General features: G+C 63.3%; 24 protein-coding genes and 1 tRNA gene. 12 read left to right on the top strand and 13 right to left on the bottom strand.

Translation table 11 applies throughout. From position 1 onward, the window contains the following. Positions 1 to 2: 2 nt before the first annotated feature. Positions 3 to 1,049, bottom strand: coding sequence for an anthranilate phosphoribosyltransferase (gene trpD / locus SynM161_RS05235; protein ID WP_186542208.1), 1,047 nt, complete (start codon positions 1,047 to 1,049; stop codon positions 3 to 5). A 160-nt stretch (positions 1,050 to 1,209) separates the two neighbouring features. Between trpD and SynM161_RS05230 the strand changes: the two genes are divergently transcribed. Together SynM161_RS05230 and SynM161_RS05225 are read left to right on the top strand one after the other, a co-directional pair. Then, positions 1,210 to 2,973, top strand: a complete 1,764-nt coding sequence (locus tag SynM161_RS05230; protein WP_186542207.1) for an ABC transporter ATP-binding protein — start codon at positions 1,210 to 1,212, stop codon at positions 2,971 to 2,973. Between the two features lie 67 nt (positions 2,974 to 3,040). Continuing rightward, positions 3,041 to 3,304: a hypothetical protein gene (locus SynM161_RS05225; protein WP_011364125.1), complete on the top strand. Its 264-nt coding sequence runs from the start codon at positions 3,041 to 3,043 to the stop codon at positions 3,302 to 3,304. 232 nt (positions 3,305 to 3,536) lie between these two features. Here the strand turns inward: SynM161_RS05225 and SynM161_RS05220 are convergent, their stop codons facing one another. Then, positions 3,537 to 3,755 (bottom strand): hypothetical protein, encoded by a 219-nt coding sequence (locus SynM161_RS05220; RefSeq protein WP_186542206.1) that lies wholly within the window; start codon positions 3,753 to 3,755, stop codon positions 3,537 to 3,539. A 151-nt stretch (positions 3,756 to 3,906) separates the two neighbouring features. Between SynM161_RS05220 and msrA the strand changes: the two genes are divergently transcribed. The 4 genes from msrA to SynM161_RS05200 all read left to right on the top strand — a co-directional run bounded on the left by msrA (position 3,907) and on the right by SynM161_RS05200 (position 5,310). Continuing rightward, a complete protein-coding gene (gene msrA / locus SynM161_RS05215) occupies positions 3,907 to 4,620 on the top strand; it encodes a peptide-methionine (S)-S-oxide reductase MsrA (RefSeq protein ID WP_186542205.1) in 714 nt (237 codons plus the stop codon). Positions 4,621 to 4,654: 34 nt separating this feature from the next. Further along, positions 4,655 to 4,819 (top strand): hypothetical protein, encoded by a 165-nt coding sequence (locus tag SynM161_RS05210; protein WP_186542204.1) that lies wholly within the window; start codon positions 4,655 to 4,657, stop codon positions 4,817 to 4,819. A gap of 67 nt (positions 4,820 to 4,886) precedes the next feature. Continuing rightward, the gene (locus tag SynM161_RS05205) at positions 4,887 to 5,222 is read left to right on the top strand and encodes a hypothetical protein (protein WP_115082475.1); all 336 of its coding nucleotides are present in this window, start codon (positions 4,887 to 4,889) and stop codon (positions 5,220 to 5,222) included. Positions 5,223 to 5,236: 14 nt separating this feature from the next. Then, a tRNA-Pro gene (locus SynM161_RS05200) sits at positions 5,237 to 5,310 on the top strand. Between the two features lie 80 nt (positions 5,311 to 5,390). Here SynM161_RS05200 and SynM161_RS05195 read toward each other — a convergent pair. The 5 genes from SynM161_RS05195 to SynM161_RS05175 form a co-directional block, all read right to left on the bottom strand. Then, entirely contained in the window at positions 5,391 to 6,026 is a 636-nt protein-coding gene (locus SynM161_RS05195) for a Crp/Fnr family transcriptional regulator (RefSeq protein WP_186542203.1), read from the bottom strand. A gap of 194 nt (positions 6,027 to 6,220) precedes the next feature. Continuing rightward, entirely contained in the window at positions 6,221 to 7,195 is a 975-nt protein-coding gene (pstS, locus tag SynM161_RS05190; RefSeq protein ID WP_186542202.1) for a phosphate ABC transporter substrate-binding protein PstS, read from the bottom strand. Positions 7,196 to 7,377: 182 nt separating this feature from the next. Next, the gene (pstS, locus tag SynM161_RS05185; protein WP_186542201.1) at positions 7,378 to 8,382 is read right to left on the bottom strand and encodes a phosphate ABC transporter substrate-binding protein PstS; all 1,005 of its coding nucleotides are present in this window, start codon (positions 8,380 to 8,382) and stop codon (positions 7,378 to 7,380) included. 34 nt (positions 8,383 to 8,416) lie between these two features. Further along, on the bottom strand, positions 8,417 to 8,686 hold the full coding sequence (locus SynM161_RS05180) for a hypothetical protein (protein WP_186542200.1): 270 nt from the start codon (positions 8,684 to 8,686) through the stop codon (positions 8,417 to 8,419). Positions 8,687 to 8,765: 79 nt separating this feature from the next. Continuing rightward, a complete protein-coding gene (locus SynM161_RS05175) occupies positions 8,766 to 9,608 on the bottom strand; it encodes a 3'-5' exonuclease (protein ID WP_186542199.1) in 843 nt (280 codons plus the stop codon). 85 nt (positions 9,609 to 9,693) lie between these two features. Between SynM161_RS05175 and SynM161_RS05170 the strand changes: the two genes are divergently transcribed. Together SynM161_RS05170 and SynM161_RS05165 are read left to right on the top strand one after the other, a co-directional pair. Beyond that, a complete protein-coding gene (locus tag SynM161_RS05170; protein ID WP_114989006.1) occupies positions 9,694 to 10,149 on the top strand; it encodes a peroxiredoxin in 456 nt (151 codons plus the stop codon). A 2-nt stretch (positions 10,150 to 10,151) separates the two neighbouring features. Then, positions 10,152 to 10,880, top strand: coding sequence for a DUF1350 family protein (locus SynM161_RS05165; RefSeq protein ID WP_186542198.1), 729 nt, complete (start codon positions 10,152 to 10,154; stop codon positions 10,878 to 10,880). On the opposite strand, the gene acs is transcribed toward SynM161_RS05165, so the two are convergent. Further along, entirely contained in the window at positions 10,870 to 12,843 is a 1,974-nt protein-coding gene (gene acs / locus SynM161_RS05160) for an acetate--CoA ligase (protein WP_186542197.1), read from the bottom strand. The two genes, SynM161_RS05165 and acs, sit on opposite strands and share 11 nt — an antisense overlap. 129 nt (positions 12,844 to 12,972) lie before the next feature. Here acs and SynM161_RS05155 point away from each other — a divergent pair, with 129 nt between their 5' ends. Further along, a complete protein-coding gene (locus SynM161_RS05155; RefSeq protein ID WP_186542196.1) occupies positions 12,973 to 13,623 on the top strand; it encodes an HAD family phosphatase in 651 nt (216 codons plus the stop codon). A 9-nt stretch (positions 13,624 to 13,632) separates the two neighbouring features. Here SynM161_RS05155 and sds read toward each other — a convergent pair whose 3' ends face one another. From sds to SynM161_RS05130, 5 genes are read right to left on the bottom strand one after another with little or no spacing between them, the layout of a single operon-like run. Beyond that, a complete protein-coding gene (gene sds / locus SynM161_RS05150; RefSeq protein WP_186542195.1) occupies positions 13,633 to 14,604 on the bottom strand; it encodes a solanesyl diphosphate synthase in 972 nt (323 codons plus the stop codon). 37 nt (positions 14,605 to 14,641) lie between these two features. Beyond that, on the bottom strand, positions 14,642 to 15,439 hold the full coding sequence (murI, locus tag SynM161_RS05145) for a glutamate racemase (RefSeq protein ID WP_186542194.1): 798 nt from the start codon (positions 15,437 to 15,439) through the stop codon (positions 14,642 to 14,644). Further along, positions 15,436 to 16,530, bottom strand: a complete 1,095-nt coding sequence (locus SynM161_RS05140) for an N-acetylmuramoyl-L-alanine amidase (RefSeq protein WP_186542193.1) — start codon at positions 16,528 to 16,530, stop codon at positions 15,436 to 15,438. The genes murI and SynM161_RS05140 overlap by 4 nt, the downstream gene beginning before the upstream one ends. A gap of 5 nt (positions 16,531 to 16,535) precedes the next feature. Beyond that, complete coding sequence (locus SynM161_RS05135; RefSeq protein ID WP_186542192.1) at positions 16,536 to 17,357, bottom strand: carbon-nitrogen hydrolase family protein; 822 nt, start codon at positions 17,355 to 17,357, stop codon at positions 16,536 to 16,538. A gap of 34 nt (positions 17,358 to 17,391) precedes the next feature. Then, complete coding sequence (locus SynM161_RS05130) at positions 17,392 to 18,123, bottom strand: 2-phosphosulfolactate phosphatase family protein (protein WP_186542533.1); 732 nt, start codon at positions 18,121 to 18,123, stop codon at positions 17,392 to 17,394. Between the two features lie 63 nt (positions 18,124 to 18,186). Between SynM161_RS05130 and SynM161_RS05125 the strand changes: the two genes are divergently transcribed. The 3 genes from SynM161_RS05125 to SynM161_RS05115 are packed head-to-tail and all read left to right on the top strand — an operon-like array spanning position 18,187 to position 22,015. Continuing rightward, on the top strand, positions 18,187 to 19,749 hold the full coding sequence (locus SynM161_RS05125; protein WP_186542191.1) for a UbiD family decarboxylase: 1,563 nt from the start codon (positions 18,187 to 18,189) through the stop codon (positions 19,747 to 19,749). Positions 19,750 to 19,773: 24 nt separating this feature from the next. Continuing rightward, positions 19,774 to 21,099 carry a 3-phosphoshikimate 1-carboxyvinyltransferase gene (gene aroA, locus SynM161_RS05120; RefSeq protein WP_186542190.1) on the top strand — a complete coding sequence of 442 codons (1,326 nt, stop codon included), beginning with the start codon at positions 19,774 to 19,776 and terminating at the stop codon, positions 21,097 to 21,099. Continuing rightward, positions 21,080 to 22,015 carry a tRNA (5-methylaminomethyl-2-thiouridine)(34)-methyltransferase MnmD gene (locus SynM161_RS05115; RefSeq protein WP_186542189.1) on the top strand — a complete coding sequence of 312 codons (936 nt, stop codon included), beginning with the start codon at positions 21,080 to 21,082 and terminating at the stop codon, positions 22,013 to 22,015. The genes aroA and SynM161_RS05115 overlap by 20 nt, the downstream gene beginning before the upstream one ends. Positions 22,016 to 22,046: the final 31 nt, after the last annotated feature.

The raw sequence follows: 22,046 nt of genomic DNA, 5'->3' as shown, positions 1-22,046 counted from the left end.
ACTCATTCTCCATCTCCGTCGGACAGGGCATCCCGCAGAGCCACAAGCTTGTACCAGGCCTTGCCCTCATTGAGAACAGCCAGAGCCTGAGCAACAGCAGCCGGCAGATCGCTTTGAAGCCCAGCAGCCCAGAGCACCAGTGCTGTGTTGAAGGCCACAACCTCCGTCTGCGCCAGGGATCCCTGCCCCTGCAGAACGTTCTGAAGGATCTGCTGGTTCACCGCGCAGTCACCACCGCGCAGCTGATCGAGACCAGCACGAGTGAGGCCCAGATCTTCAGGGGAAACCTCCTTTGTGGTGATGCCCCCGGATTCGATCAGACGTAAGGCATTGGGCCCCGCCAAGGACGCCTCATCGAGGCCTCCAGCGCCATGAACCACCACGGCACGGCTCAAGCCCAAGTGCTGCAGAGCGCCCGCCATGGGGTCGAGAAGTTCCGGACGCGCCACGCCAAGAACCTGGGCCTGGGGCTGCAGCGGATTGACCAGAGGACCCAACAGGTTGAACACCGTGCGGACCCCCAGGCTGCGACGCAGCGGCGCCAGATTCACAAGAGCTGGATGCCAGGCGGGAGCGAACAGGAAGGTGACACCGGTTCCCGGCAAAGCGTCGACCACCTTGTTCAACGGTGCCTTGAGGTTGAGGCCGAGCCCCTCGAGCACGTCGGCTGAACCCACTTTGCCGCTGGCGCTGCGATTGCCGTGCTTGGCCACATTGACCCCGCAGGCGGCGGCGGCAAAGGCGACCGCCGTGGAGATGTTGAAGGTGTCGGCACCATCACCACCGGTGCCGCAGGTGTCGACCATGGCCAGATCGGGCCGGGGGCAGGGAAGGGGGCAGGCCTCGCGCAGGACAGCCGCCATGGCCGCCAGCTCATCGGCCACCATCCCCTTGGCCCGCAGTCCAGCCAGGAACGCCCCGGTCTGCACGGGCTCGAGCTCTTCGGCCAGCCAGGCACGCATGAGAGCAGTGGCCTCATCGGAGCTGAGGTTGTTGCCCTGCAGCAGATGGTCCAAGCAACCGGACCAGGAACGCGGGTCTGAAGACATGGAGGGGGCTGGCAGTAAAAAACCCGGGGTGCGAGGCACGCCGGGCCGGGTGATGGGGACAGTCCCACTATCCCCCAAATCAACGGATAACGACCAGCCAACAACCAGCCGTTGAAGCCGGATGCCTAGGTTGGCCTGCCAACGGGACCCACGAGCTCGCATGGCCGCCCTTCGTCTCGATCTGATCGGCCGCTATCTGCGTCCCCACCGCCGCACGGTGCTGCTGGGAGCCATCGCCCTGGTGGTGGTCAACGTTCTGCGGGTCACGATCCCGATGGAAGTGCGCAGCGTTGTGGACGAGCTGCAAGGGGGATTCAGTTACGCCGGAGTCCTGCGCCAGGCGGGATGGGTTGTGCTGCTCGCCAGCACCATGGGGGTGATCCGGCTGGCCTCGCGACAACTCATCTTCGGCGTGGGTCGGCAGGTGGAGGTGGATCTGCGTCAGCGCCTGTTCGAGCACATGCTCCGCCAGGAACCCGATTGGATTCAGAGCAAGGGCAGCGGTGAAGTGATCAGTCGCGCCACCAGCGATGTGGAAAACATCCGGCGCCTGCTCGGATTCGCGATTCTCAGCCTGACCAACACGCTGCTGGCCTATGCGCTGACGCTGCCCGCGATGTTGGCCATCGATCCGTGGCTGACCCTGGCCGCCGTCGGGCTCTACCCCGTGATGCTCAGCACAGTGCGCCTGTTCGGTGGGCGCATGATGCGTCAGAAGCGCGCGCAGCAGGAAGAACTCTCCGCCCTCAGCAACCTGATTCAGGAGGATCTTTCGGGAATCGGGGCCATCAAGATCTACGGCCAGGAGGGAGCAGAACAGCAGGCCTTTGCCACGCGCAACCGCCGCTACCGCGACAGTGCCATTCAGCTGGCGAGAACACAAAGCACTCTGTTCCCGCTGCTTCAGGGCATTTCCTCCCTCTCGGTTCTTTTGCTGCTGGCCATCGGCAGCGGTCAGCTCGAAGCCGGTCGTCTGAGCATTGGAGGACTGGTGGCCCTGATCCTTTATGTGGAGCAGCTCGTCTTCCCAACGGCACTGCTGGGATTCACGCTCAACACCTTCCAGACCGGCCAGGTGAGCCTCGAGCGGGTGGAGGAGTTACTGAAACGGGAACCAAAGATCAAAGACCCGGATCCCTCTGATGCTCAGCCCCAGCCAACGGCAGAACGCAGGGGGCGTTTTGAAGCCCGTGACCTGACGGTTCAGTACCAGGGCGCAGAGCAGAACACCCTCAATGGCCTGAGCTTCTGCATCGAGCCTGGGGAGTTGGTGGCTGTTGTCGGGGCCGTGGGCTGCGGCAAGACCACCCTGGCTCGGGCTTTCGGTCGGATGGTTCCACTGGAACCGGGACAGCTGTTCCTGGATGGTGTGGATGTCACCCAGATGCCCCTGAAGAGGTTGCGCCGTGACGTGGCGATCGTTCCCCAGGAGGGCTTTCTGTTCACCAGCACCCTGGCGGACAACCTGCGCTATGGCGACCCTGAAGCCAGTGATCAGCGGGTTGAACTGGCGGCAGAGCAAGCCCGCCTGGCTGATGACGTGAAGGGCTTTCCCGATGGTTTCGGAACCATCGTTGGTGAACGCGGCATCACCTTGAGTGGTGGTCAGCGTCAACGCACAGCTCTGGGCCGGGCTCTGCTGATGTCGGCGCCGGTGTTGGTCCTCGACGACGCCTTGGCCAGCGTTGACAACAACACGGCTGCGGCGATTCTGGATTCGATCCGAGCTCAGGAAGACCGGACGATCGTGATGATCAGCCATCAACTTTCAGCCGCAGCGGCCTGTGATCGCATCCTGGTGATGGAGAACGGACGTATCGTTCAACAGGGACACCACAACGCCTTGATTCAGCAGCCGGGTGTATACAAACGGCTTTGGGAGCGTCAGCAGGCCTCGCAACAACTGGATGCGTTGGCTTCCTAAAGAATCTCCGGGCGGTTTCTGACAACACCAACGTTCGTGGCTTAGCTGTGAAGGCAACTCCTTGCCTATGACCAGCGGATCCCCCTTCGCGGTGCGCTGCACGCTCACCTTTGGCGATATCTACGGACAGGTGCTGGCCTGGATGGCCGTCATTTTTGTGAGCCTGGCTGCGGGGCTTGCCCTGATGGGCTCGTCGCGACCGGTGTTTGCGCTGGTGGGAGTGGGGCTGATTTTGGTGCTCAGCCTGCCGTTTCTGCTCTTCGCCTTCGTCACAACGCTGCTGAATCACATCCAGCTCAACCCAGTTGAGGGGGAAGCCAACGCGTCCTGAGCATCAACGGCAACAAGAAACGAGGGCCTGTCAACACGTCCGGAACGGCTATCCCGCGGTGGTTCCGCAGGACGAGACAACTTCCCTTGGTCGGCCACCAGCAGAAGCTCGTTCCATCCTGCAAAACGATTAAGGGCAGACAGTCCTGGCGCAGGTGCGCTTTCTGGTTCAACCGAGTGAACCATCTGGTTTTGTTTCTGAGAAACAGCTTTCTTCATCAACAAGCCATCAATCAATGGCTTGCAATTGATTGATCCATCCAATTCGTCTTCTTTCTGGCCATGGCCCAGCCATCGGCACAATCTCCTCCACCCCTGATGACATTCTCAATGGTGTCAACAATCAAATGTGCCTGACCGGCAGACTCGCCTCGAGACAGCTCAGCAACAGCGCCATTCAGGCTGAAAACCACTGACAAACAATCAACACCTTTCTGCAGAACATTGTTCAAAGAAGAACCACTCTTCCAGACAAGCTTTGATTCGTTCCCTATGTATCCCTCACTTGGGGAGCCATCACTGAAAGTTCACAGATGGCCCTCGACGCGGCAGCATCACCGTGCTGAATCCGCTGCCTAAGCTCTGCGGATCAACGCAACCAACATGCTTCCTTCCTGGCTGTCTCCCCGCGGCGGCGCCGAATCCTCGGCCCCGGCAACGCACGCCGTGTTGGGAACGCCGCTGAAGGCACCCCTGATGGCCGACCAAGAGGAAGCAATCTTTGCCTGTGGGTGCTTCTGGGGTGCTGAAAAAGGGTTCTGGCGACTGCCTGGGGTGGTGAGCACTGCTGTGGGGTATGCGGGCGGCCAGACCGAGCAACCCACCTACAACCAGGTCTGCTCCGGCAGAACGGGACACACGGAAGTAGTGCGAGTTGTGTGGAGCCGACCCGCCCTCGACTTCAGCGACCTGCTGAAGCTGTTCTGGGAGTGCCACGACCCCACCCAGGGCAACAGGCAAGGCAACGACACCGGCAGCCAATACCGATCAGCCATCTACACGTTCAATCCGGAGCATCTGCAACTGGCCCTGGCCAGCCGGGACGCCTATCAAGTCGCCCTCTCGGCCAAGGGCTACGGGGCCATCACCACCGAAATCCTGGCGGACCAGACCTTCTATTTCGCCGAGGACTACCACCAGCAATACCTGGCCAAACCCGGCAGCCGCCCCTACTGCTCCGCCATGCCAACCCAGACCCTGCTTAGTGACTTCGAGGGATCGAACTACAAACTCCCGAAGCAGGTCTGGGACAAGTACGACTGGTCGATCAGTCACTGCGTGCTTCGATCCGACAACAGCCCGATCGCCCTGGGCTGATTCGGCCAAGATGAGGACGCTCCCGACCCATGTCATGCCCGAACCCTGGTCTGATCGGCAGGTGATCCTGGCGATCGCCCTCACCTTGATTTTGGTTCTAGGCCTGATCCTCGGCAGTGTCTCGTTCAATCGAGAGCAGCAGTCACCGATGCTGTGGCGGGAGACCCCGCTACCCACTACAAAACCTTTGGCAATCTGACCACCAGCCGGCGGGCTCGCTTGCTGTTGGTGCGATCGTGGGACAACAAGGACTCCTCCGTTCTGCGGTGAGTGAACGGCCTGATCCATCCGAGCAGCGTCAACTGCATCCCCTGCCGAGGGGGCTGGTGGAGCTCTATGGATTGATCGCCGTTCTGGTGGTGCTCATCCCCGAATGGCTGGCGGATGGAACCCTGAATCTGGGCCAGGCCAAAGGCCCTGCCTCACTCCCGATGCGCTCGAGAGCCTGGCGCACCCTGCCCGAGCTGCGTCTGGCGGCGATGACCCTGGCTGAGCTTCGCCAGGCCGCCGCAGAACTGCGGCTGTACCACTACGGATCCGCAACGAGAGACCAGCTCACCACTCGGTTGCTCAGGCGACTCAGACGCCGGGATGCACTGTGATAACTTAAATCTGACGGGGCGTGGCGCAGCTTGGTAGCGCACCACTTTGGGGTAGTGGGGGTCGTGGGTTCAAATCCCGCCGCTCCGATTCAACCGTCTTGTTTCCCCACCTGAACATCGACACTTCAGGGATTGAGCCGGCGGTTTCGCCGGCTCTTTTTTTTGCCTTCAGCGGCGGCCAGCGCCGGTCACCACCAGATGCCTGGAGGCATCAATCTGAAGCCAGCCTTCATCCCGCAACTGCCCCAACACGCGGGTCACGGTCACCCGTGTGGTGCTCAGGGCACTGGCGATCTCCTGATGGGTCAGGCGAAGGTTGAGCCGCAACCCGGCCTCACAGGGTTCGCCAAAGTCCTTGGCGAGCAGCTCCAAAAAGCCCCGGACCCGTTCTTCAACGCGACGCAGCCCCAGCAGGGCCAGGAGCGACTCCGCCTGGCGGTAGCGGGCGGCCATGGCCTTGGCCAAACCAAGCGCTAACTGAGGAGACTGCTCGAGCTCCGCCAGATTGCAGCAGAGCAGATCGCAATCGGTGAGCGCTACAGCCTCATAGGCCTCCACATTGGTGAATGCGGCACCGAAGGGTTCGTTGGGACCCACCAGGCCAAGCACCAGCTCGTCGCCATGCACCGACAGCGCCCCGAGCTTCACCATGCCGCGCACCACAAACCAAACACTGTTCTTCAGCAGAGGAACGAAACTTCCCGCGGTGACATGAACAACATTGCGATTGTCGTAGCTGTTTTCAAGAAACGCCTTGAAACCCAGCGCTGTTGAACTCAGATCAGCCGATGGAGTAGCAAGCATTTGGAATCCCGTGAATCCAGAAAAACTGTATTGAGGACAACATCGATTCCCAACAAAGAGCTGGGAGAGATTCGGGGGAGATTCGGTTAAGAAGGCTCTAACACTGATCGCAATTCGAATGATTCAGCCAAAAAAAAAGGGCCCCGAGGGGCCCCCTTTGATGTTTGGTTTTGAAAAACCAATACAAGCCAAGATCACTTGCCGATCTTGTTCACAGCGGCCTTGGACTTGGCCAGGATGTCGCCCTTGAGGGGAACGAAGCCCAGGGAAGGAGCCTTGTTCTGAGCAGCGTCGCTCAGCATGTAGTTGAAGGCGTCCTGAACCACCTTGGCGTTGTCTCCGTTGCCGGTTTTGTACGCCAGAACCCAGGTGAGGGTTGCGATGGGGTATGCGCCCTTGGCGGTGGGGTTGGGGTTCTTGCCAGCCAGGTCCTTGTCCAGGCTGATGCCATTGAGGGCCTTGGCACCCGCAGCCACAGAGGGCTTAAGGAACTCACCGGACTTGTTCTGGAGAGCGGCGGCAACCACCTTGCCCTTGATGTACGACTGGTTCACATAACCGATCGCGCCTTCACGGTTCTGGATCAGGCCAGCCACACCGGAGTTGCCCTTGGCGCCAACGCCAGCGGGCCACTTCACGGACTTACCGGTGCCGAGGGTCCAGGTCTTGGAGAAGGCCTGCATGGAGTTGGTGAAGGCCTTGGTGGTGCCAGAGCCATCGGAACGGTGCACCCAGGTGAGGGTGCCGGGCTTGCAGCCGAGCTCCTTCCAGTCCTTGATCATCCCCATGGCGACCTGGACGGCCTGCTCCTGGGTGAGCTTCAGGTTGCAACCGGGCTTGTTGTAGCCGAAGGCAATGGTGCCACCCACCATCGGGATCTGAACCACACCACGGGTGACCTTGGCCATGTCCGCTTTCTGCATCGGGTCATCCGATGCACCGAAGTTCACGGTCTGGTCGATGAAGGCTTTACGGCCGGAACCGGAACCCACGGCCTGGTAGTTGACCTGAGGGCCGCCAGCCTTGGCCAGGTCGGCGAACCAACGCTGGTAGATCTTGGCCGGGAAGGAGGCGCCAGCGCCGTTCAGCTTGGGAGCTGCAGAAGCTGACATGCTTGCCCCGAGGACAAGCAGGGACGAGGCGAGGAGGGCCTTTTGTGCAATGCGCATCACGACAACCGAAAGAGGAAAGAGGCTGTTGCAACCAAGACCTAATCGGGACTCAAACCACCTGTCGTTATGCGGCCATTAACGATAGTTAAGGAACCATAAAACCCTGTTTAAACCATCAAAAAACCCCGGTTTGGCTATCCAAACCGGGGCATGTCGTTCACCCAATCGAGGGTTCGCATTCAAGGCTGAATGCCTGCCACCGCAGTGCGGGATTTTTCAAGGATGCTGCCCCGTAGAGGCACAAAGCCCAGGGCCGCAGCACCCTCCTGGGTGGAGTCTTCCAGCATGTAGTTGAAGACGTTCCTCACAGCTTCAGCCTTGGCGCCATTGCCCTCGGCATAGGCCAACACCCAGGTGAGTGTTGCGATTGGGTAGGCACCAGCAGCGGAGGGGTTGGGGTTGCTTCCCGCAAGATGCTGATCAAGCTCAATGCCGTTGAGGGCTTTGGCACCAGCCTCCACGGAGGGCGTGAGGAATTCCCCGGATTTGTTCTGCAGCGCAGCAGCCTTCACATTCCCCTTGATGTACGACTGATTCACGTAGCCAATCGCGCCGACCCGGTTGTCGATCACCCCGGCAACGCCCGAGTTGCCCTTGGCACCCACGCCCACCGGCCACTTCACCGATTTGCCGCTGCCGAGGGTCCAATCCGGTGAAAAGGTCTGCAGCGAGTTGGTGAAAGCCTTGGTGGTGCCGGAACCGTCCGAGCGGTGCACCCAGGTGATCGTGCCCGCTTCACAGCCGAGCTCCTTCCAATCGCTGATGCGGCCGATGGCCACCTCCACAGCCTGTTGCTGGGTGAGCTGAAGCTCGCAATCCGGTTTGTTGTAACCGAAGGCGATCGTTCCCCCCACCATCGGGATCTGAACCACCCCTTGGCTCACCTGCGCGCGATCAGCCTCCATGATCGGGTCGTCCGAAGCGGCGAAATCCACGGTGCCATCGATGAAGGCTTTGCGGCCGGAACCGGAACCCACCGCCTGGTAGTTCACCTTGATTCCGCCGGAGCCGGCAAGCTCGGCGAACCAGCTCTGATACACCTTGGCGGGGAAGGAGGCCCCCGCCGCATTGAGGCTGGACACACTGGAACTTCCGCCACAGGCGGCGAGGCCAACAGCGAGAACGCTCAGGCTTGAAACAACCAGGGAACGATGTGCCAAAACCGTTTGAGTGATTTGCTCCATCCTCCCGCGTCGTTGATCCAGGCTCAGAGGTGGCCTACACGCTGGGCACGACGGTGGAGGCGACGGTGAGCCGTGTTGCCACCGCGTAACAGCGCAGCCAACGGTTGACCCGTTTGCGGTGGGGGGCGGGAACCTCCTCAATCAACTGGCTGAGTTCATCCGCCCCCATACGGCGCAGGGCACGCACATCCACATGCCAGAGCGCTTCAGCTTCACGGATCAAACGCGCCCAAGTGCGCACCTGCTGCCATTGACGCAGGCGGGAGCGGATGGGGCGTTGATGGGGATGCAGAAAAGCCGTCATGGCTTCAGCCTGCTGCGTCTAGCAGCACTCTCCGCAAAATCACCCAGACGCTTCGGAGTGCTGAAGCAAATGCGCAGGCTCAGGCGCTGAGGCGATCGGCTTCGATCTCAACGGGGGCAACCGGAAACTCCAGCTCCGCCACCTCACGATCGCTCAAACGACGGGTCCAGGCCCCCTTGATCGGATCGTTCCAACGGAAACCCGCCGCTTTGGCGAGGTGTCGTTCGTCGAACGACACCCGGGCACGCATCAACTGGCGGGGTTCCAAGCCCCGCTCCAACAGCTGCTCCAGGTCGTCGCAGCGGGCGAAGACTTCCGCGATGTAGATGCAATCGCTGAGGGCGCGGTGGGCCGCCCAAACCGGAACGCCGTAGGCCAGGGCCAGGTCACGCACCGACGGCCGCGAACGCAGCTGACGCTCCGCCGGCCAGCGGATGTCTTCCATGGTGCACAGCCACGGTGTTGCGGTGGCCGGCACAACGCCAAGACCGAACCACTGGCGATCGAAGGCCGCGTTATGGGCTACCAGCAGATCGGCAGCTTCAAGCAGATGCTCAAACCACACCAGCGCCTCCCGCCAGGGCTGGGGCCTGCGGGTGACGGCGGCGGGGATCCGGTTGATCGCCTCTGCCGCGTTGGAGTCCACCGGCAGGAGAAACGATTGCTGGGCCAGCACCGAACGACTCGGCACATCAAACAAAATGCAGCCCACCTCCAGGCATTGGTCCTGCTGCGGATCCAGACCGGAGGTTTCGGTGTCGATGATCAGCAGGGTGGTGGGTGAGGGCTTTGGCGCGTCCTCGGTCTGATCAGCCATGGCCTCGGGTTCAGCGGCTGGCGGAACAGGCATCGGCATTGCCGCTGTTTGGGGCTCCGCCTGAGGCCTTGAAAATCCCGCAAGCAAATCGAGCTGTTCAGGCATGGCGCAGTGACTCCTCCCGCCCCTGATTCTCCCGCCCCGGGCAAGGTGCCTGCTGCCTAGGGTTCAACCTCTTCATTTCAATCGAATGGCCCTCGGGATAGGCGACCGGCTCCCCTCCTTCAGCCTGGAGGATCAGAACGGCGACCTTCGCACTCCCGCTTCGGTGCAGGGCCGCTGGCTGGTGCTGTTCTTCTATCCCAAGGACGACACACCTGGCTGCACAGCTGAAGCCTGCAGCTTCCGCGACAACGCAGAGAGCTTTGCTGCCCTCGATGCAGAGGTCTGGGGCATCAGCGGTGATGACGCCGTCAGCCACCGCCGTTTCGCCAGCCGCCACAACCTCACGTTTCCGCTGCTGTGCGACCGCAACAACGCCCTGCGCCGCGAGATGGGTGTGCCCAAAGCCCTTGGTCTGCTGCCCGGTCGTGTCACCTACATCGTTGATGGCGAGGGGGTGATCCGTCACACCTTCAGCAACCTCCTGGATGGCCCGGCCCACGTGCGTGAAGCACAGCAAGTGCTGAATCAGCTGCGCGGTTGAGCATGGCCAACTGGCGTCAGCTGGGTGCGATCTGGCAACTGCGGCCGGCCGAACCCACGGGATTGATCGAATTCATCGGCGGCAGCTATCTGGCGGCAACCCCCCAGATCAGCTACCGCAGGCTGTTGGAAGAGCTGGCGGCGGATGGGTTGGCGGTGCATGCCTGGGCCTATGTGCCCGGGTTCGATCATCAATGTCAGGCCCGCGATGCCTGGAGTGCCTTCCGCTCTGCGCGTCGCCAACTTGAGGAGCGCTGCGGGACCTTTGGGGCTCCGCTGCGGCTTGGCCACAGCCTGGGATGCAAGCTTCACCTGCTGGCCCCCGATGGGGGTCGGGGCAGCAGGGCTCTGGTGGCCCTGAGCTTCAACAACTTCAACGCCGATCGCTCGATTCCCCTCCTGGGGGAACTGGCACCAAGGCTCGGGGTGGAAACCGAGTTCAGCCCAAGCCCAGCTGAAACGCTTCGCTTGATCAGCCGCCACTACCAACAGGAGCGGAACCTGGTGGTGCGCTTCGGGCGCGATGAACTGGATCAAAGCGGCGATCTGATCCAGGCCCTGCGAGAACGTGCTTCCGACGCCAGCTCAACCCTGGAGCTGCCCGGTGATCACCTCACCCCGGCCAGTGCAGGGCTGCGGCGCAGCTTTCTCGGAGACTGGGCGGATGACCCCAGGCGGGTGGCGGTCATCCGTCAGCTGAGCCGAACCATCGGCCAGGCGATCAGGCCCTGAGGCGATCCAGCACAGAGCGATCTTCCAGGGTGCTGGTGTCGCCACTCACCTCCTGCCCCGCCGCCAGGGCCCGCAGGATCCGGCGCATGATCTTGCCACTGCGGGTCTTGGGCAGGGCATCACTGCAACGGATCTCATCCGGCCGGGCAATCGGACCGATTTCCGTTCCCACGTGGGCGCGCAACTCCTTCACCAGGGCGTCATCGCCCTCGCGGCCCGCCTCCAGGGTGACGAAGGCCACGATGCCTTCGCCCTTGAGGTCGTCGGGCCGACCCACGACGGCCGCCTCCGCCACCGCGGGGTGACTCACCAGGGCTGATTCAATTTCCATCGTGCCGAGACGGTGGCCTGAGACGTTGATCACGTCATCGACGCGACCCATCACCCAGAAGTAGCCATCGGCATCCCGACGGGCACCGTCCCCGGCGAAATAAAGGTAGGACCCATCGGCAGGACGGATGTGCTCCCAATAGCTCTCGCGGAAGCGTTGGGGGTTGCCATGCACGGTGCGCATCATTCCCGGCCAGGGGGCACGCACCGCCAGGTACCCGCCTTCATCGGCACCGCAGCTGTTGCCTTCCGCATCGATGATGTCGGCCTGAATGCCGGGCAGGGGCAGGGTGGCGGAGCCGGGCTTGGTGGGCGTTGCCCCTGGCAGGGGGCTGATCATCACCCCGCCGGTTTCGGTCTGCCACCAGGTGTCGACGATCGGGCAGCGGTTGCCTCCAATCACGTCGCGATACCACATCCAGGCCTCCGGATTGATCGGTTCGCCGACGGTGCCGAGCAGCCGGAGGCTGCTCATGTCGAACTGATCCGGAACGGAGCGGCCGCTCTTCATGAACGCTCGGATGGCGGTGGGGGCCGTGTAGAAGATCGAGATCTTGTGTTTCTGGATCAACTCCCAGAAGGCACCGGGCTTGGACGGTCGCGGCGCACCCTCGTACATCACCGTCGTGGCACCGTTCGACAAGGGGCCGTAGACGATGTAGCTGTGGCCGGTGATCCAACCCACATCGGCCGTACACCAGAAGACATCCTCATCCCGGATATCGAAGATCCACTGGAAGGTGAGGTGCGCCCAGAGGTTGTAGCCGGCGGTGGTGTGAACAACGCCCTTGGGCTTGCCGGTGGAGCCGGAGGTGTAGAGCACGAACAGGCGGTCCTCGCTGGCCATCGGCTCAGCGGGGCAGTCGGCACTCTGACCCTCCACCAGGTCATGCCACCACTGATCGCGACCGGAGACCATCTCCACGTCCTGCTTGGTGCGCTGCACCACAAGCACGCCGGTCACCGAGGGGCAGGCGCCATTGGCCAGCGCCGCATCCACCGCGGGCTTGAGTGACACCGGCTTGTCCTTGCGGAAGCCGCCATCAGCGGTGATCACCGCTTTCACTTCACCATCGTTGAGCCGATCCCTCAGGGCTTCGGCGGAAAAGCCGCCGAACACCACTGAATGGGGTGCACCGATGCGCGCGCAGGCGAGCATGGCGATCGCCGCCTCAGGCACCATCGGCATGTAGAGCGCCACAAGGTCACCCTTGCCGATGCCCATGGCCTTGAGGCCATGGGCGGCTTTGCACACCTCGGCATGCAGTTCCTGGTAGGTGAACCGGCGCACATCCCCCGGTTCTCCTTCCCAGATCAACGCTGTCTTCTGCGCCGTTGGCCCAACGAGATGACGGTCCAGGCAGTTGTAGGAGAGGTTCGTGGTGCCGCCCTCAAACCAGCGCGCGAACGGAGGATTCGACCAATCGAGAACGGTGTGGAAGGGCTCGAACCAATGCAGTTCTCGACGGGCGGCCTCACCCCAGAACGCATCAGGATCGTTTTTGGCGGCATCGGCCATGGCACGGTAGGCCTCGAGGCTGTCGATGCGCGCTTTGGCGGCAGTGTCTGCTGGCGGCTCGAACACCCGCTGCTCCTGCAGCACGCTTTCGATGGTGGTGTTGGCGTCGGTCACAGCAGACTGCGCAGTGCTTCTCCTGGAAGGGTAAGGAGCAGGACCCCGCTTGATCCAGGTCCCGTATCAATCCGTCGGACGATGATGCAGTCGATGCGAAAGGATTGAGCTGGGCATCGCCATCCCGGGATGAAACTGCCACCTGCCGCTTGCCTGTTCGATCTGGATGGGCTTCTGCTCGACACCGAGCCGCTGCATGGCCGGGGCTGGTGGGAAGCCGCGGCCCACTTCGGCACCCAGCTGAGCGAGGCCCAGTTGATGCAGCTGAAGGGCCGTCGCCGGCTCGACTGTGCGGCCCAGGTGGATGCATGGCTGGCGAAACCGGTGGGCGCGGATGCGCTGTTGGCGGTGCAGCAGCCGATCGTGCGTGCCCTGCTTCCGGATGCTGCCCCGATGCCTGCCGCGCAGGAGCTGGTGGCGCATTGCCACAACCGGGGCATCCCCATGGCACTGGTCACCAGCAGCAGCAGCGAGGCCGTTGCATTCAAAGCAGCACCCCATCCCTGGCTGGAGCTGATCCAGGAACGGGTCTACGGCGACGATCCCGAGCTCAACGCGGGCAAACCCGACCCCGCACCCTTTCGACTTGCTGCCCACCGGTTGGGGCTCAACCCAAGCAACTGCTGGGCCCTGGAGGATTCCCAGGCCGGCAGCCAATCAGCCCTTGGCGCTGGGTGTCAGGTCTGGCTCGTGAGCCCCAAGGGCTCAGACCAACCCGACCTGGAGACAAACCCCTGTGCCATCAACAGCCTGGCTGTTGTGTGGAGGCTGTTGGCTTGAAGTCGCTGCTCAGTACAGGCGGCTGAGGACAAAGTCCGGCAGTTCCATCAAGGCGCGTTGCGCCGCAGACTCCGGCAACCAAGCGATCGATTCCCGGGATTCGCGGGCAAAGGTTTCCGCCAGCTCACGGGTGCGTTCAATCGCCTTGGAGGCCCGCACCATCTCCAGTGCCTTGTCCAGGTCACCGGGCTCGGAAAACTGGCGATCGATCAACGGCTGCAGCGATGGATGCTCCTCAAGGGCATAGAAGGTGGGCGCGGTGAGGTAGCCGCTGGCGAGATCACTGGCGGCCGGCTTGCCGAGCTGCTGGTCGCTCCCGGTGAAATCAAGGATGTCATCCACCACCTGGAAGGCCAGGCCCAACTGGCGACCGAATTGATAGAGGCTGTCGAGCTGGGAGGGCGAGCAGCCGCTGAGCACGCCTACAGCACGGCAGCTGTTGGCAATCAGGGATGCCGTCTTGCAGTAGCTCTTTTCGAGGTAGGTCTCAAAGGTTTGGGCCGTGTCGAAGCGGTAGAGGCCCTGCTTCACCTCCCCATCCGCGAGATCCATGATCACGCGGCTGAGCAGCTTGACCACGTCGAGGTCATCGAGATTGGCAAGGTGCCAGCTGGCCTGAGCAAAGAGGAAGTCGCCGGCAAGAACGGCAACGCGGGCATCGAACCGGCTGTGGACCGTGTCCACCCCGCGCCGGGTGGACGCCTCATCCACCACATCGTCGTGAACGAGCGAGGCCGTGTGGATCATTTCAGTGATCTCAGCCAGGCGGCGGTGGCGGGGCGTGAGCTCTCCCTGAGGGGACAGAGCCCGCGACAGAAGCAGAACGATGCCGGGGCGCAACCGCTTGCCACCGGCGCTGAACAGATGCTCGGCAGCGGCCTGGAGGATGGGGTGACCTGCCCCGATCAGGCTGCGAAGGTCTCCGAGCAGGGTTTCAAGATCTGTCTCTACCGGTTGGAGTAGCTCGGTAACGGTGCTCATGACTCCCCTCGGCGCCGCGATCCTAGTGGTCCCACGCTCAGTCCTGCAGCAGCTGAAGGCTGACGGCAGGCCGCTGGCCCAGCCAGGGGGTGGCGCGCACAGCGAAGCCATCGGGGTCTGCGGTGACGCAGAACCGGCAGCTCTCCAGGGAAAAGGGCCTTGAGGCCGGCGAGATGCGTACCGGTGGCCCCAGAACGGCATCCAGTTGACGGGCCACGCCGATGGCCGGGTCAATGATCTGGACCGACTCCGGCAGCAGCTGACGCAACAGCGGCACCAATAACGGGTAATGGGTGCAACCCAGAACGATCGAGTCCACGGAGGCTGCCAGCAGGGGTTCGAGATAGGCCTGGGCCGCACGACGCAGGTCGTCGCTGTTCATCTCGCCGGCTTCGATCAAAGGCACAAAGGCAGGACAGGCCTGCTCGATCACCACCGAGCCAGGATGAAGCGCTTCGATGCTGGCCCGGTAGGCCGAGGAGGCCACGGTGGCTGGTGTGGCCAGCACGCCAACACGGCGCGTTTCCACCATCGCGGCGGCGGCGCCGATCAAACCGATCACCGGCACCCCGGCCTGTCCCTCGGCCACATCCCTCGCCAGGGCATTGGTGGTGTTGCAGGCCATCACCACCGTGGAGACCTGTTGGTCGCGCAACCAACCCACCACTTCTGCAGCGATGCGCCGGATGTCATCCGGTTGACGGTTGCCATAGGGAACCCGGGCCGTGTCACCGAGGTACACGCAGGGCACCGGGCCATGGCGTTCGAGCACCCGACGCAGAACCGTCAGGCCACCGAGGCCGCTGTCGAAGAACCCCAGCAGTTGCTTCGTCATCGCACCTCCTGCTTGAGGTAGTTGAGGATGCCGGCCGCCAGGGCCAAGGCCAGGCGGCGGCGATGGTCGGCCTTGGCCAGACGCGGCGCATCTATCGCCCCGGTGACGAATCCCATCTCCACCAGAGCCGAAGGCATGGTGCTGCGCCGGATCACGAAGAAGCGACCACGTCTGACGCCGCGGTTCGGTGTTCCGGGGGACACATCCATCATCTGCTGCTGCAGATAGGACGCGAGGCGTCCAGAACGGGGGTCCGAGAAAAAGAACGTCTCGATCCCGTTCACATCCGGGCGGTTCATGCTCAGGGCATTGGCATGGATGCTCACGAAGGCCGTGGCCCCACTGCGGTTTGCCAGGGACACCCGCGGCGGCAGGTCCACATCCACTTCACGGGTGCGGGTCAAGCGCACGTCCACGCCCCTCGCCCGCAGCAGGTCGGCCACCTGCAGCGACACATCCAAAACCACGTCGGTCTCGCGCAGACCGCCGATGCCGATGGCCCCCGGATCAGGGCCGCCATGACCGGGGTCGATCACGATGCGATAACGGTTGCGGGCCACGGTGGGCAGCCCGGAAGGATCCACCGGCGTGCGGGTGGAACGGAATCCACCCGGTGGGAGCCAGGCCGTGGCACGACCGCTGAGGTCGCCTTCACCGAAATCATCCAAGCCCCGGGTGGGCAGGCCTGTGAACACCAGTTCCCAACGGTCCGGAGCGGTTCCACGCAGGCGCAGATCGTTGGGGTTGAGATCCACATCAGGGCGGAATTCCACCACCAGACGGGTGGCACCCGCGCGGGGTTTGCCCAGCCGGATCTCACGAACGGCACCGCGCCCCGCCAGGCGCCGCGGGAATCTCAGCTCACCTGGAATGTCAATCCAGACCCGGGTGCCGCGGCCATCGCTAGCAGCCTGAAAAAATGCCTCCAAGCGAGCGTTCCGGCTGGTGCGCAGCTTGAGCACCCCCTCCTCGGTGAAGGCCCAGGCGGCCAAGGCACTCGCGGCTCGGGCAGGCAACGCCTGGGTGAAGGTCGTGCACTGCAGGGCTGCGGCCAGAAGCCAGGCCATCCGTCGGGACGAGGCCGGAGCCATGGCGCTCAGAACAGCGTGGGTTGGCGGTGCCGAAGGCTCGGCATCTGACCCCGAACATGACCGAGGTGGTTGGTGTTCACCGGAGCAATGGCGGCACCCGCCTGGACACCCGCATCCGCGAGGACCGTTCCCCAGGGATCAATCACCAGGGCGTGACCATGGCTCTGACGGCGACCATGGTGGACACCGGTCTGAGCCGGAGCGAGGACATAGGCCGTGTTTTCAATGGCTCTGGCCTGCAAAAGCACCTGCCAGTGGTCTTTTCCGGTGAAGGCCGTGAATGCCGCAGGAATCATCAACAGTTCTGCGCCGGCACCGACGAGATGGCGATAAAGCTCAGGAAACCGCACGTCGTAGCAAATGGACAGCCCCACCTTGCAGAGACCAGGAATCTCAACGACCGGAGGCAGATCCCTGCCTGGGTTCACCGTTGCCGACTCGCGGTAGGTGTTGCCGTCCGGCAGGTCGACATCAAAGAGGTGAATCTTGTCGTAACGGCCCAGGAGCATGCCGTCACGGTCGACAAGCTCAGCGCGGTTCAGGGTTCGCGATCCATCACCCACCGGCACAGGAAAGCCACCACCCAGCAGCGCCACCTGATAGCGACGCGCCATGGTCACCAGGAAGCGACTGCTCTGCTCCGCCAGGGTGGGAGCCAGCTCCAGGCGCCGGCTGTCCTCGCCCATGAAAGCGAAGTTCTCCGGCAGACCGATCAGCTCTGCCCCACGGCGGGCAGCCAAATCGATCTGCTCTTCAGCTGCATTGAAGTTGAGCTCCGGGTCCTGACCACTCGTCAGCTGGACAGCAGCCGCCAGGAAGTCGCTCACATGCACTGATCAGATGAGCGAACTTTAGTGAGGGTCAGGCCGCCCGAAGCACCCCAGGCTCGACCTGTGTCGGAACGACACTGAGCTGATCGAGGCCAGCACAGCAGCGGAAATCCGCATCGTGATCGCCAAGGCGAATCAAGCGCTGACCATGGGTTGCCGTGCGAAGACAAGCCTCTGGTTCGGATTGCCACTGACGCCAGAGGGAGACGGCTGCTGTGAGTTCGTCGTTGGCGGCACAGCTCCCGGTGGGATCCAGCTCCAGCAAGCGATGGCCCAAGGCACCAGCGGCCAGGGAATCCTCGAGGGAATAGGCCCCCTCCCAACCGCTGCCGACAATCGCCACGTGGGTGGGTTGTTTCGCCAGCAAGCGCTGGGCCACGGCTTCACGGTTTGGCAACGCCGCCGTTAACAGCAGAGGAACCTCCCGGACACGATCAAGCGCCCGTGTGCCATTGGTGGTGCTCATGAACAGACGCTTGCCAGCCACCCGCTCCGGCGTCACGGCAACGGGTGAATTGCCCAGGTCAAATCCCTCGAGCATTTGCCCACCGCGCTCACCAAGGAGCAGCCGCGCATCGGCAGGCCATGCCGCTGCCGCAGCGCGCAGATCGTCGAGGCTGGCGAAGGCCTGCACCGCCTCGGCGCCGTTGTGCAACGACCAGGCAATGGTGGTGGTGGCCCGCAGCACATCAATCACCACCGCCGCATCGGGGCGAAGGTCCTGCGGCATCTCTGCCGGCACATGGAAGTAGGAGATCTGCATGGCCACGCTGAACACCGGCGTGCGACACAGTACCGAGACCGCTTGCGCCGAGACCGTCATCCCATGGCCCTGTTCCAATCCGGTCCGGCCACCCGAGATCTGCGGGGCTTCCTCAAGCTGCTCGAGGATCGCGGCCAGCTGCGCCGGATCACAGCACCAGTGGACCCCGACCTTGAGCTGGCGGCCATTGCCGACCGGGTGCTGAGCCAAGGGGGGCCCGCTCTTCTGTTCGAGAACGTGATCGGCTCGTCGATGCCGGTGGCCGTCAACACCCTCGGCACCGTGGAACGGGTGGTGTGGAGCATGGGCCTCGAACGGGCCGAGCAGCTGGAGGAGCTGGGGTCACGCCTGGCCCTGCTGCAGCAACCACGCCCCCCCAAAGGCCTGGAGGAAACCAAACAGTTCGCCCGGGTCTTCTGGGACCTGGTCAAGGCCAAGCCCGACCGCGACCTCACCCCCCCCTGTCGTCAGCAGGTGTTCCGTGGCGATGAGGTTGATCTCGACAACATCCCCCTGGTCCGGCCCTGGCCAGGGGATGCCGGGGGCGTGATCACGCTTGGACTGGTGATCACCAAAGACCCCGAAACCGGTGTCCCCAACGTGGGTGTCTACCGGCTTCAGAAGCAGTCGGTGAACACGATGACCGTGCACTGGTTGAGCGTGCGCGGTGGTGCCCGCCACCTGCGCAAGGCAGCCGCCATGGGCAAGAAGCTGGAGGTGGCGGTGGCCATCGGCGTGCACCCGCTGCTGGTGATGGCCGCAGCCACACCGATCCCGGTGCAACTCAGCGAGTGGCTGTTCGCAGGCATCTATGCCGGAGAAGGGGTTCGTCTGGCCCCCTGCAAAACCATCGACCTGCAGGTGCCCAGCCACAGCGAAGTGGTTCTGGAGGGAACGATCACTCCCGGTGAAGTGCTGCCGGATGGCCCCTTCGGGGATCACATGGGGTTCTACGGCGGTGTGGAGGACTCACCTCTGGTGCGCTTCCACTGCATGACCCAACGGCGGGATCCGGTGTTTCTCACCACCTTCAGCGGCCGTCCTCCCAAAGAAGAAGCGATGCTGGCCATCGCGCTGAACCGGATCTACACGCCGATCCTGCGGCAGCAGATCCCAGAGATCACCGACTTCTTCCTGCCGATGGAAGCGCTCAGCTACAAGCTGGCGGTGATCTCGATCGACAAGGCCTATCCGGGGCAGGCCAAGCGTGCTGCCATGGCCTTCTGGAGTGCCCTGCCGCAATTCACATACACCAAGTTCGTTGTTGTGGTGGACAGTCACATCAACGTGCGCGACCCGCGTCAGGTGGTCTGGGCCATCGCGGCCCAGGTGGATCCCCAGCGCGACCTGTTCACCCTGGAAAACACCCCCTTCGACACCCTGGACTTCGCCAGCGAGCAGTTGGGCCTGGGGGGACGACTGGCCATTGATGCCACCACCAAGGTGGGACCTGAGAAAAATCACGAATGGGGCGAACCCCTCAGCCGTCCGGCGGATCTGGAACAGCGGGTCAGCGACCGCTGGGCCGAGCTGGGTCTGGAGGGCCTCGGCAACGAAGACCCCGACCCCAGCCTCTTCGGCTATGCCCTCGATCGCCTGATTCAGGGCCTGAAGACCGGCCAATAGGATCAGCCCAACGACGAAACAACCTTGAGCGGCACAGGCCAATCCGACGACCCTCGTGAGCTCAAGGCCGGAGGAACCCTCCAGGGACGGGTGAAGGTTCCAGGCGATAAATCAATCTCGCACCGATCGCTGCTGTTCGGCGCCATCGCAGAGGGCACCACAACCATTGATGGTCTGCTCCCGGCCGAAGACCCCCTGAGCACCGCCGCCTGCCTGCGGGCGATGGGCGTCAGCATCAGCCCGATCACCGATGGCGGCATCGTCACCGTTGAAGGGGTTGGCCTGGACGGATTGCAGGAGCCAGCAGAAGTGCTCGACTGCGGCAACTCCGGCACCACGATGCGACTGATGCTGGGCCTGCTGGCGGGCCGCGACGGTCGCCACTTCGTGCTGGATGGCGATGCCTCCCTGCGCCGCCGCCCGATGCGTCGGGTGGGCCAACCGTTGGCCTCAATGGGTGCGGAAGTGCGTGGCCGTGATGGGGGCAACCTGGCGCCGCTAGCGGTGCAGGGGCGCCAGCTGAAAGGAACGGTGATCGGCACGCCCGTGGCCAGTGCTCAGGTGAAATCAGCCCTGCTTCTGGCTGCGCTCACGGCCGAGAGCCCGACCACGGTGATCGAACCGGCCCAGTCCCGTGATCACAGCGAGCGGATGCTGAAGGCCTTCGGTGCTGATCTCACCGTTGGCGGCGAAATGGGACGGCACATCAGCGTGCGTCCCGGCGCCACCCTGCAGGGCCAGAACGTGGTGGTCCCTGGTGACATCAGCTCGGCGGCCTTCTGGCTTGTGGCTGGAGCCCTGATTCCAGGTGCCGATCTCACCATCGAAAACGTGGGGCTGAATCCAACACGCACCGGGATCCTGGAGGTGCTGGAGCAGATGGGTGCCCGGATCGAGGTGCTCAACCCCCGCGACGTGGCGGGCGAACCGGTGGGCGATCTGCGGGTGACCCACGGCCCATTGAAGCCCTTCAACTTCGGCGAGCAGATCATGCCCCGCCTCGTGGATGAAGTGCCGATCCTCAGCGTCGCCGCCTGTTTTTGCGAGGGCGAAAGCCGGATCAGTGGAGCGTCTGAACTGCGGGTGAAGGAAACCGATCGGCTGGCGGTGATGGCGCGTCAGCTCAAGGCCATGGGTGCCGACATTGATGAGCATGAGGACGGCATGACCATCCGCGGCGGTCGACCGCTCAAGGGAGCCGTGCTGGACAGCGAAACCGATCACCGGGTGGCGATGAGCCTCGGCGTGGCGGCCATGCTCGCCGACGGCAACTCGAGCCTGGCGAGAAGCGAAGCTGCAGCCGTGTCGTATCCCTCGTTCTGGGACGAACTTGAACGGCTCCGCTGCTGAGCTCGGTGCGCTCCACGTCTATCCGACGGCGGATGGCAGCTTCAGCCTGCACAGCGATCACTTCGGCGAGGCCTTTCACAACTCGGCGGGAGCCCTGAATGAGGCCCGGGCCAAGTTCGTCCAACCCGCTGAGCTGCAGCGCTTCAGCAGCGGCTCTGATTTAAGGATCCTGGACGTGTGCCTGGGGCTCGGCTACAACACGGCCGCTGTGCTGGAAGCCTTGCCGACGGCAGGGCCGAAGCTGCAGTGGTGGGGGCTTGAGCTGGACCGCCGGCCCTTGGAACAAGCCTTGGAGCAGGCAAGTTTCCAATCCCTCTGGTCAGCCTCTGTGCTGGCGAAGCTTGAAGCCATTCGCGACCACGGCTGCTGGAAAGAACCCAACAACTGGCAAGAACCCAACAGCCAAGGGATCCAGCTCTGGGGCGATGCCCGATCGATGCTCCAGGAGATTCCCGAGCCCGTTCGCTTTGATCTGGTGCTGTTGGACGCCTTTTCCCCCCAGCGTTGCCCGGAACTGTGGAGCGAGGAATTCCTGGGAGCGCTGGCGCAGCGCTTGGCTCCGCAGGGACGGTTGCTCACCTACAGCCGTTCCGCCGCGGTGCGGGGCAGCCTGAAGCGGGCGGGATTGAGCCTGTATTCCCTGTTGCCGGCCCCGGGCGAACGGGTGGGATGGAGCAGCGGCACCATGGCCACGCCTGCTGACGCCGCCTGTCCTCTGGACGGCCCCGGTTGGCGCCAGCTCTCGGCGATGGAGTGGGAACACCTGCAGACCCGGGCGGCCGTGCCATTTCGTGATCCCCAGGGCAACGCCACAGCTGAAGACATCCTTGAGCGCCGCCGCCTTGAACAGGAGCATTGCGGTTATGAACCCACCAATGTCTGGCAAAGGCGCTGGCGCAAGGACAGTCCGTCCTGAGCCCGGTAGATTCCGCCCGTCTTCCCCTCGC

Origin of the sequence: Synechococcus sp. M16.1, assembly GCF_014279895.1 — a bacterium.
Classification (GTDB): Bacteria; Cyanobacteriota; Cyanobacteriia; order PCC-6307; family Cyanobiaceae; genus Parasynechococcus.
This window is presented reverse-complemented; position numbering and strand designations above follow the sequence as displayed.

What these genes read in the sequence shown, in the direction of transcription:
- trpD (WP_186542208.1), bottom strand. Translation starts at nt 1,049, where the DNA reads ATGTCTTCAGACCCGCGTTCCTGGTCCGGTTGCTTGGACCATCTGCTG.
- SynM161_RS05230 (WP_186542207.1), top strand. Translation starts at nt 1,210, where the DNA reads ATGGCCGCCCTTCGTCTCGATCTGATCGGCCGCTATCTGCGTCCCCAC.
- SynM161_RS05225 (WP_011364125.1), top strand. Translation starts at nt 3,041, where the DNA reads ATGACCAGCGGATCCCCCTTCGCGGTGCGCTGCACGCTCACCTTTGGC.
- msrA (WP_186542205.1), top strand. Translation starts at nt 3,907, where the DNA reads ATGCTTCCTTCCTGGCTGTCTCCCCGCGGCGGCGCCGAATCCTCGGCC.
- SynM161_RS05210 (WP_186542204.1), top strand. Translation starts at nt 4,655, where the DNA reads ATGCCCGAACCCTGGTCTGATCGGCAGGTGATCCTGGCGATCGCCCTC.
- SynM161_RS05195 (WP_186542203.1), bottom strand. Translation starts at nt 6,026, where the DNA reads ATGCTTGCTACTCCATCGGCTGATCTGAGTTCAACAGCGCTGGGTTTC.
- pstS (WP_186542202.1), bottom strand. Translation starts at nt 7,195, where the DNA reads ATGCGCATTGCACAAAAGGCCCTCCTCGCCTCGTCCCTGCTTGTCCTC.
- pstS (WP_186542201.1), bottom strand. Translation starts at nt 8,382, where the DNA reads ATGGAGCAAATCACTCAAACGGTTTTGGCACATCGTTCCCTGGTTGTT.
- SynM161_RS05180 (WP_186542200.1), bottom strand. Translation starts at nt 8,686, where the DNA reads ATGACGGCTTTTCTGCATCCCCATCAACGCCCCATCCGCTCCCGCCTG.
- SynM161_RS05175 (WP_186542199.1), bottom strand. Translation starts at nt 9,608, where the DNA reads ATGCCTGAACAGCTCGATTTGCTTGCGGGATTTTCAAGGCCTCAGGCG.
- SynM161_RS05170 (WP_114989006.1), top strand. Translation starts at nt 9,694, where the DNA reads ATGGCCCTCGGGATAGGCGACCGGCTCCCCTCCTTCAGCCTGGAGGAT.
- SynM161_RS05165 (WP_186542198.1), top strand. Translation starts at nt 10,152, where the DNA reads ATGGCCAACTGGCGTCAGCTGGGTGCGATCTGGCAACTGCGGCCGGCC.
- SynM161_RS05155 (WP_186542196.1), top strand. Translation starts at nt 12,973, where the DNA reads ATGAAACTGCCACCTGCCGCTTGCCTGTTCGATCTGGATGGGCTTCTG.
- sds (WP_186542195.1), bottom strand. Translation starts at nt 14,604, where the DNA reads ATGAGCACCGTTACCGAGCTACTCCAACCGGTAGAGACAGATCTTGAA.
- murI (WP_186542194.1), bottom strand. Translation starts at nt 15,439, where the DNA reads ATGACGAAGCAACTGCTGGGGTTCTTCGACAGCGGCCTCGGTGGCCTG.
- SynM161_RS05140 (WP_186542193.1), bottom strand. Translation starts at nt 16,530, where the DNA reads ATGGCTCCGGCCTCGTCCCGACGGATGGCCTGGCTTCTGGCCGCAGCC.
- SynM161_RS05130 (WP_186542533.1), bottom strand. Translation starts at nt 18,123, where the DNA reads ATGCAGATCTCCTACTTCCATGTGCCGGCAGAGATGCCGCAGGACCTT.
- SynM161_RS05125 (WP_186542191.1), top strand. Translation starts at nt 18,187, where the DNA reads ATGGCCCTGTTCCAATCCGGTCCGGCCACCCGAGATCTGCGGGGCTTC.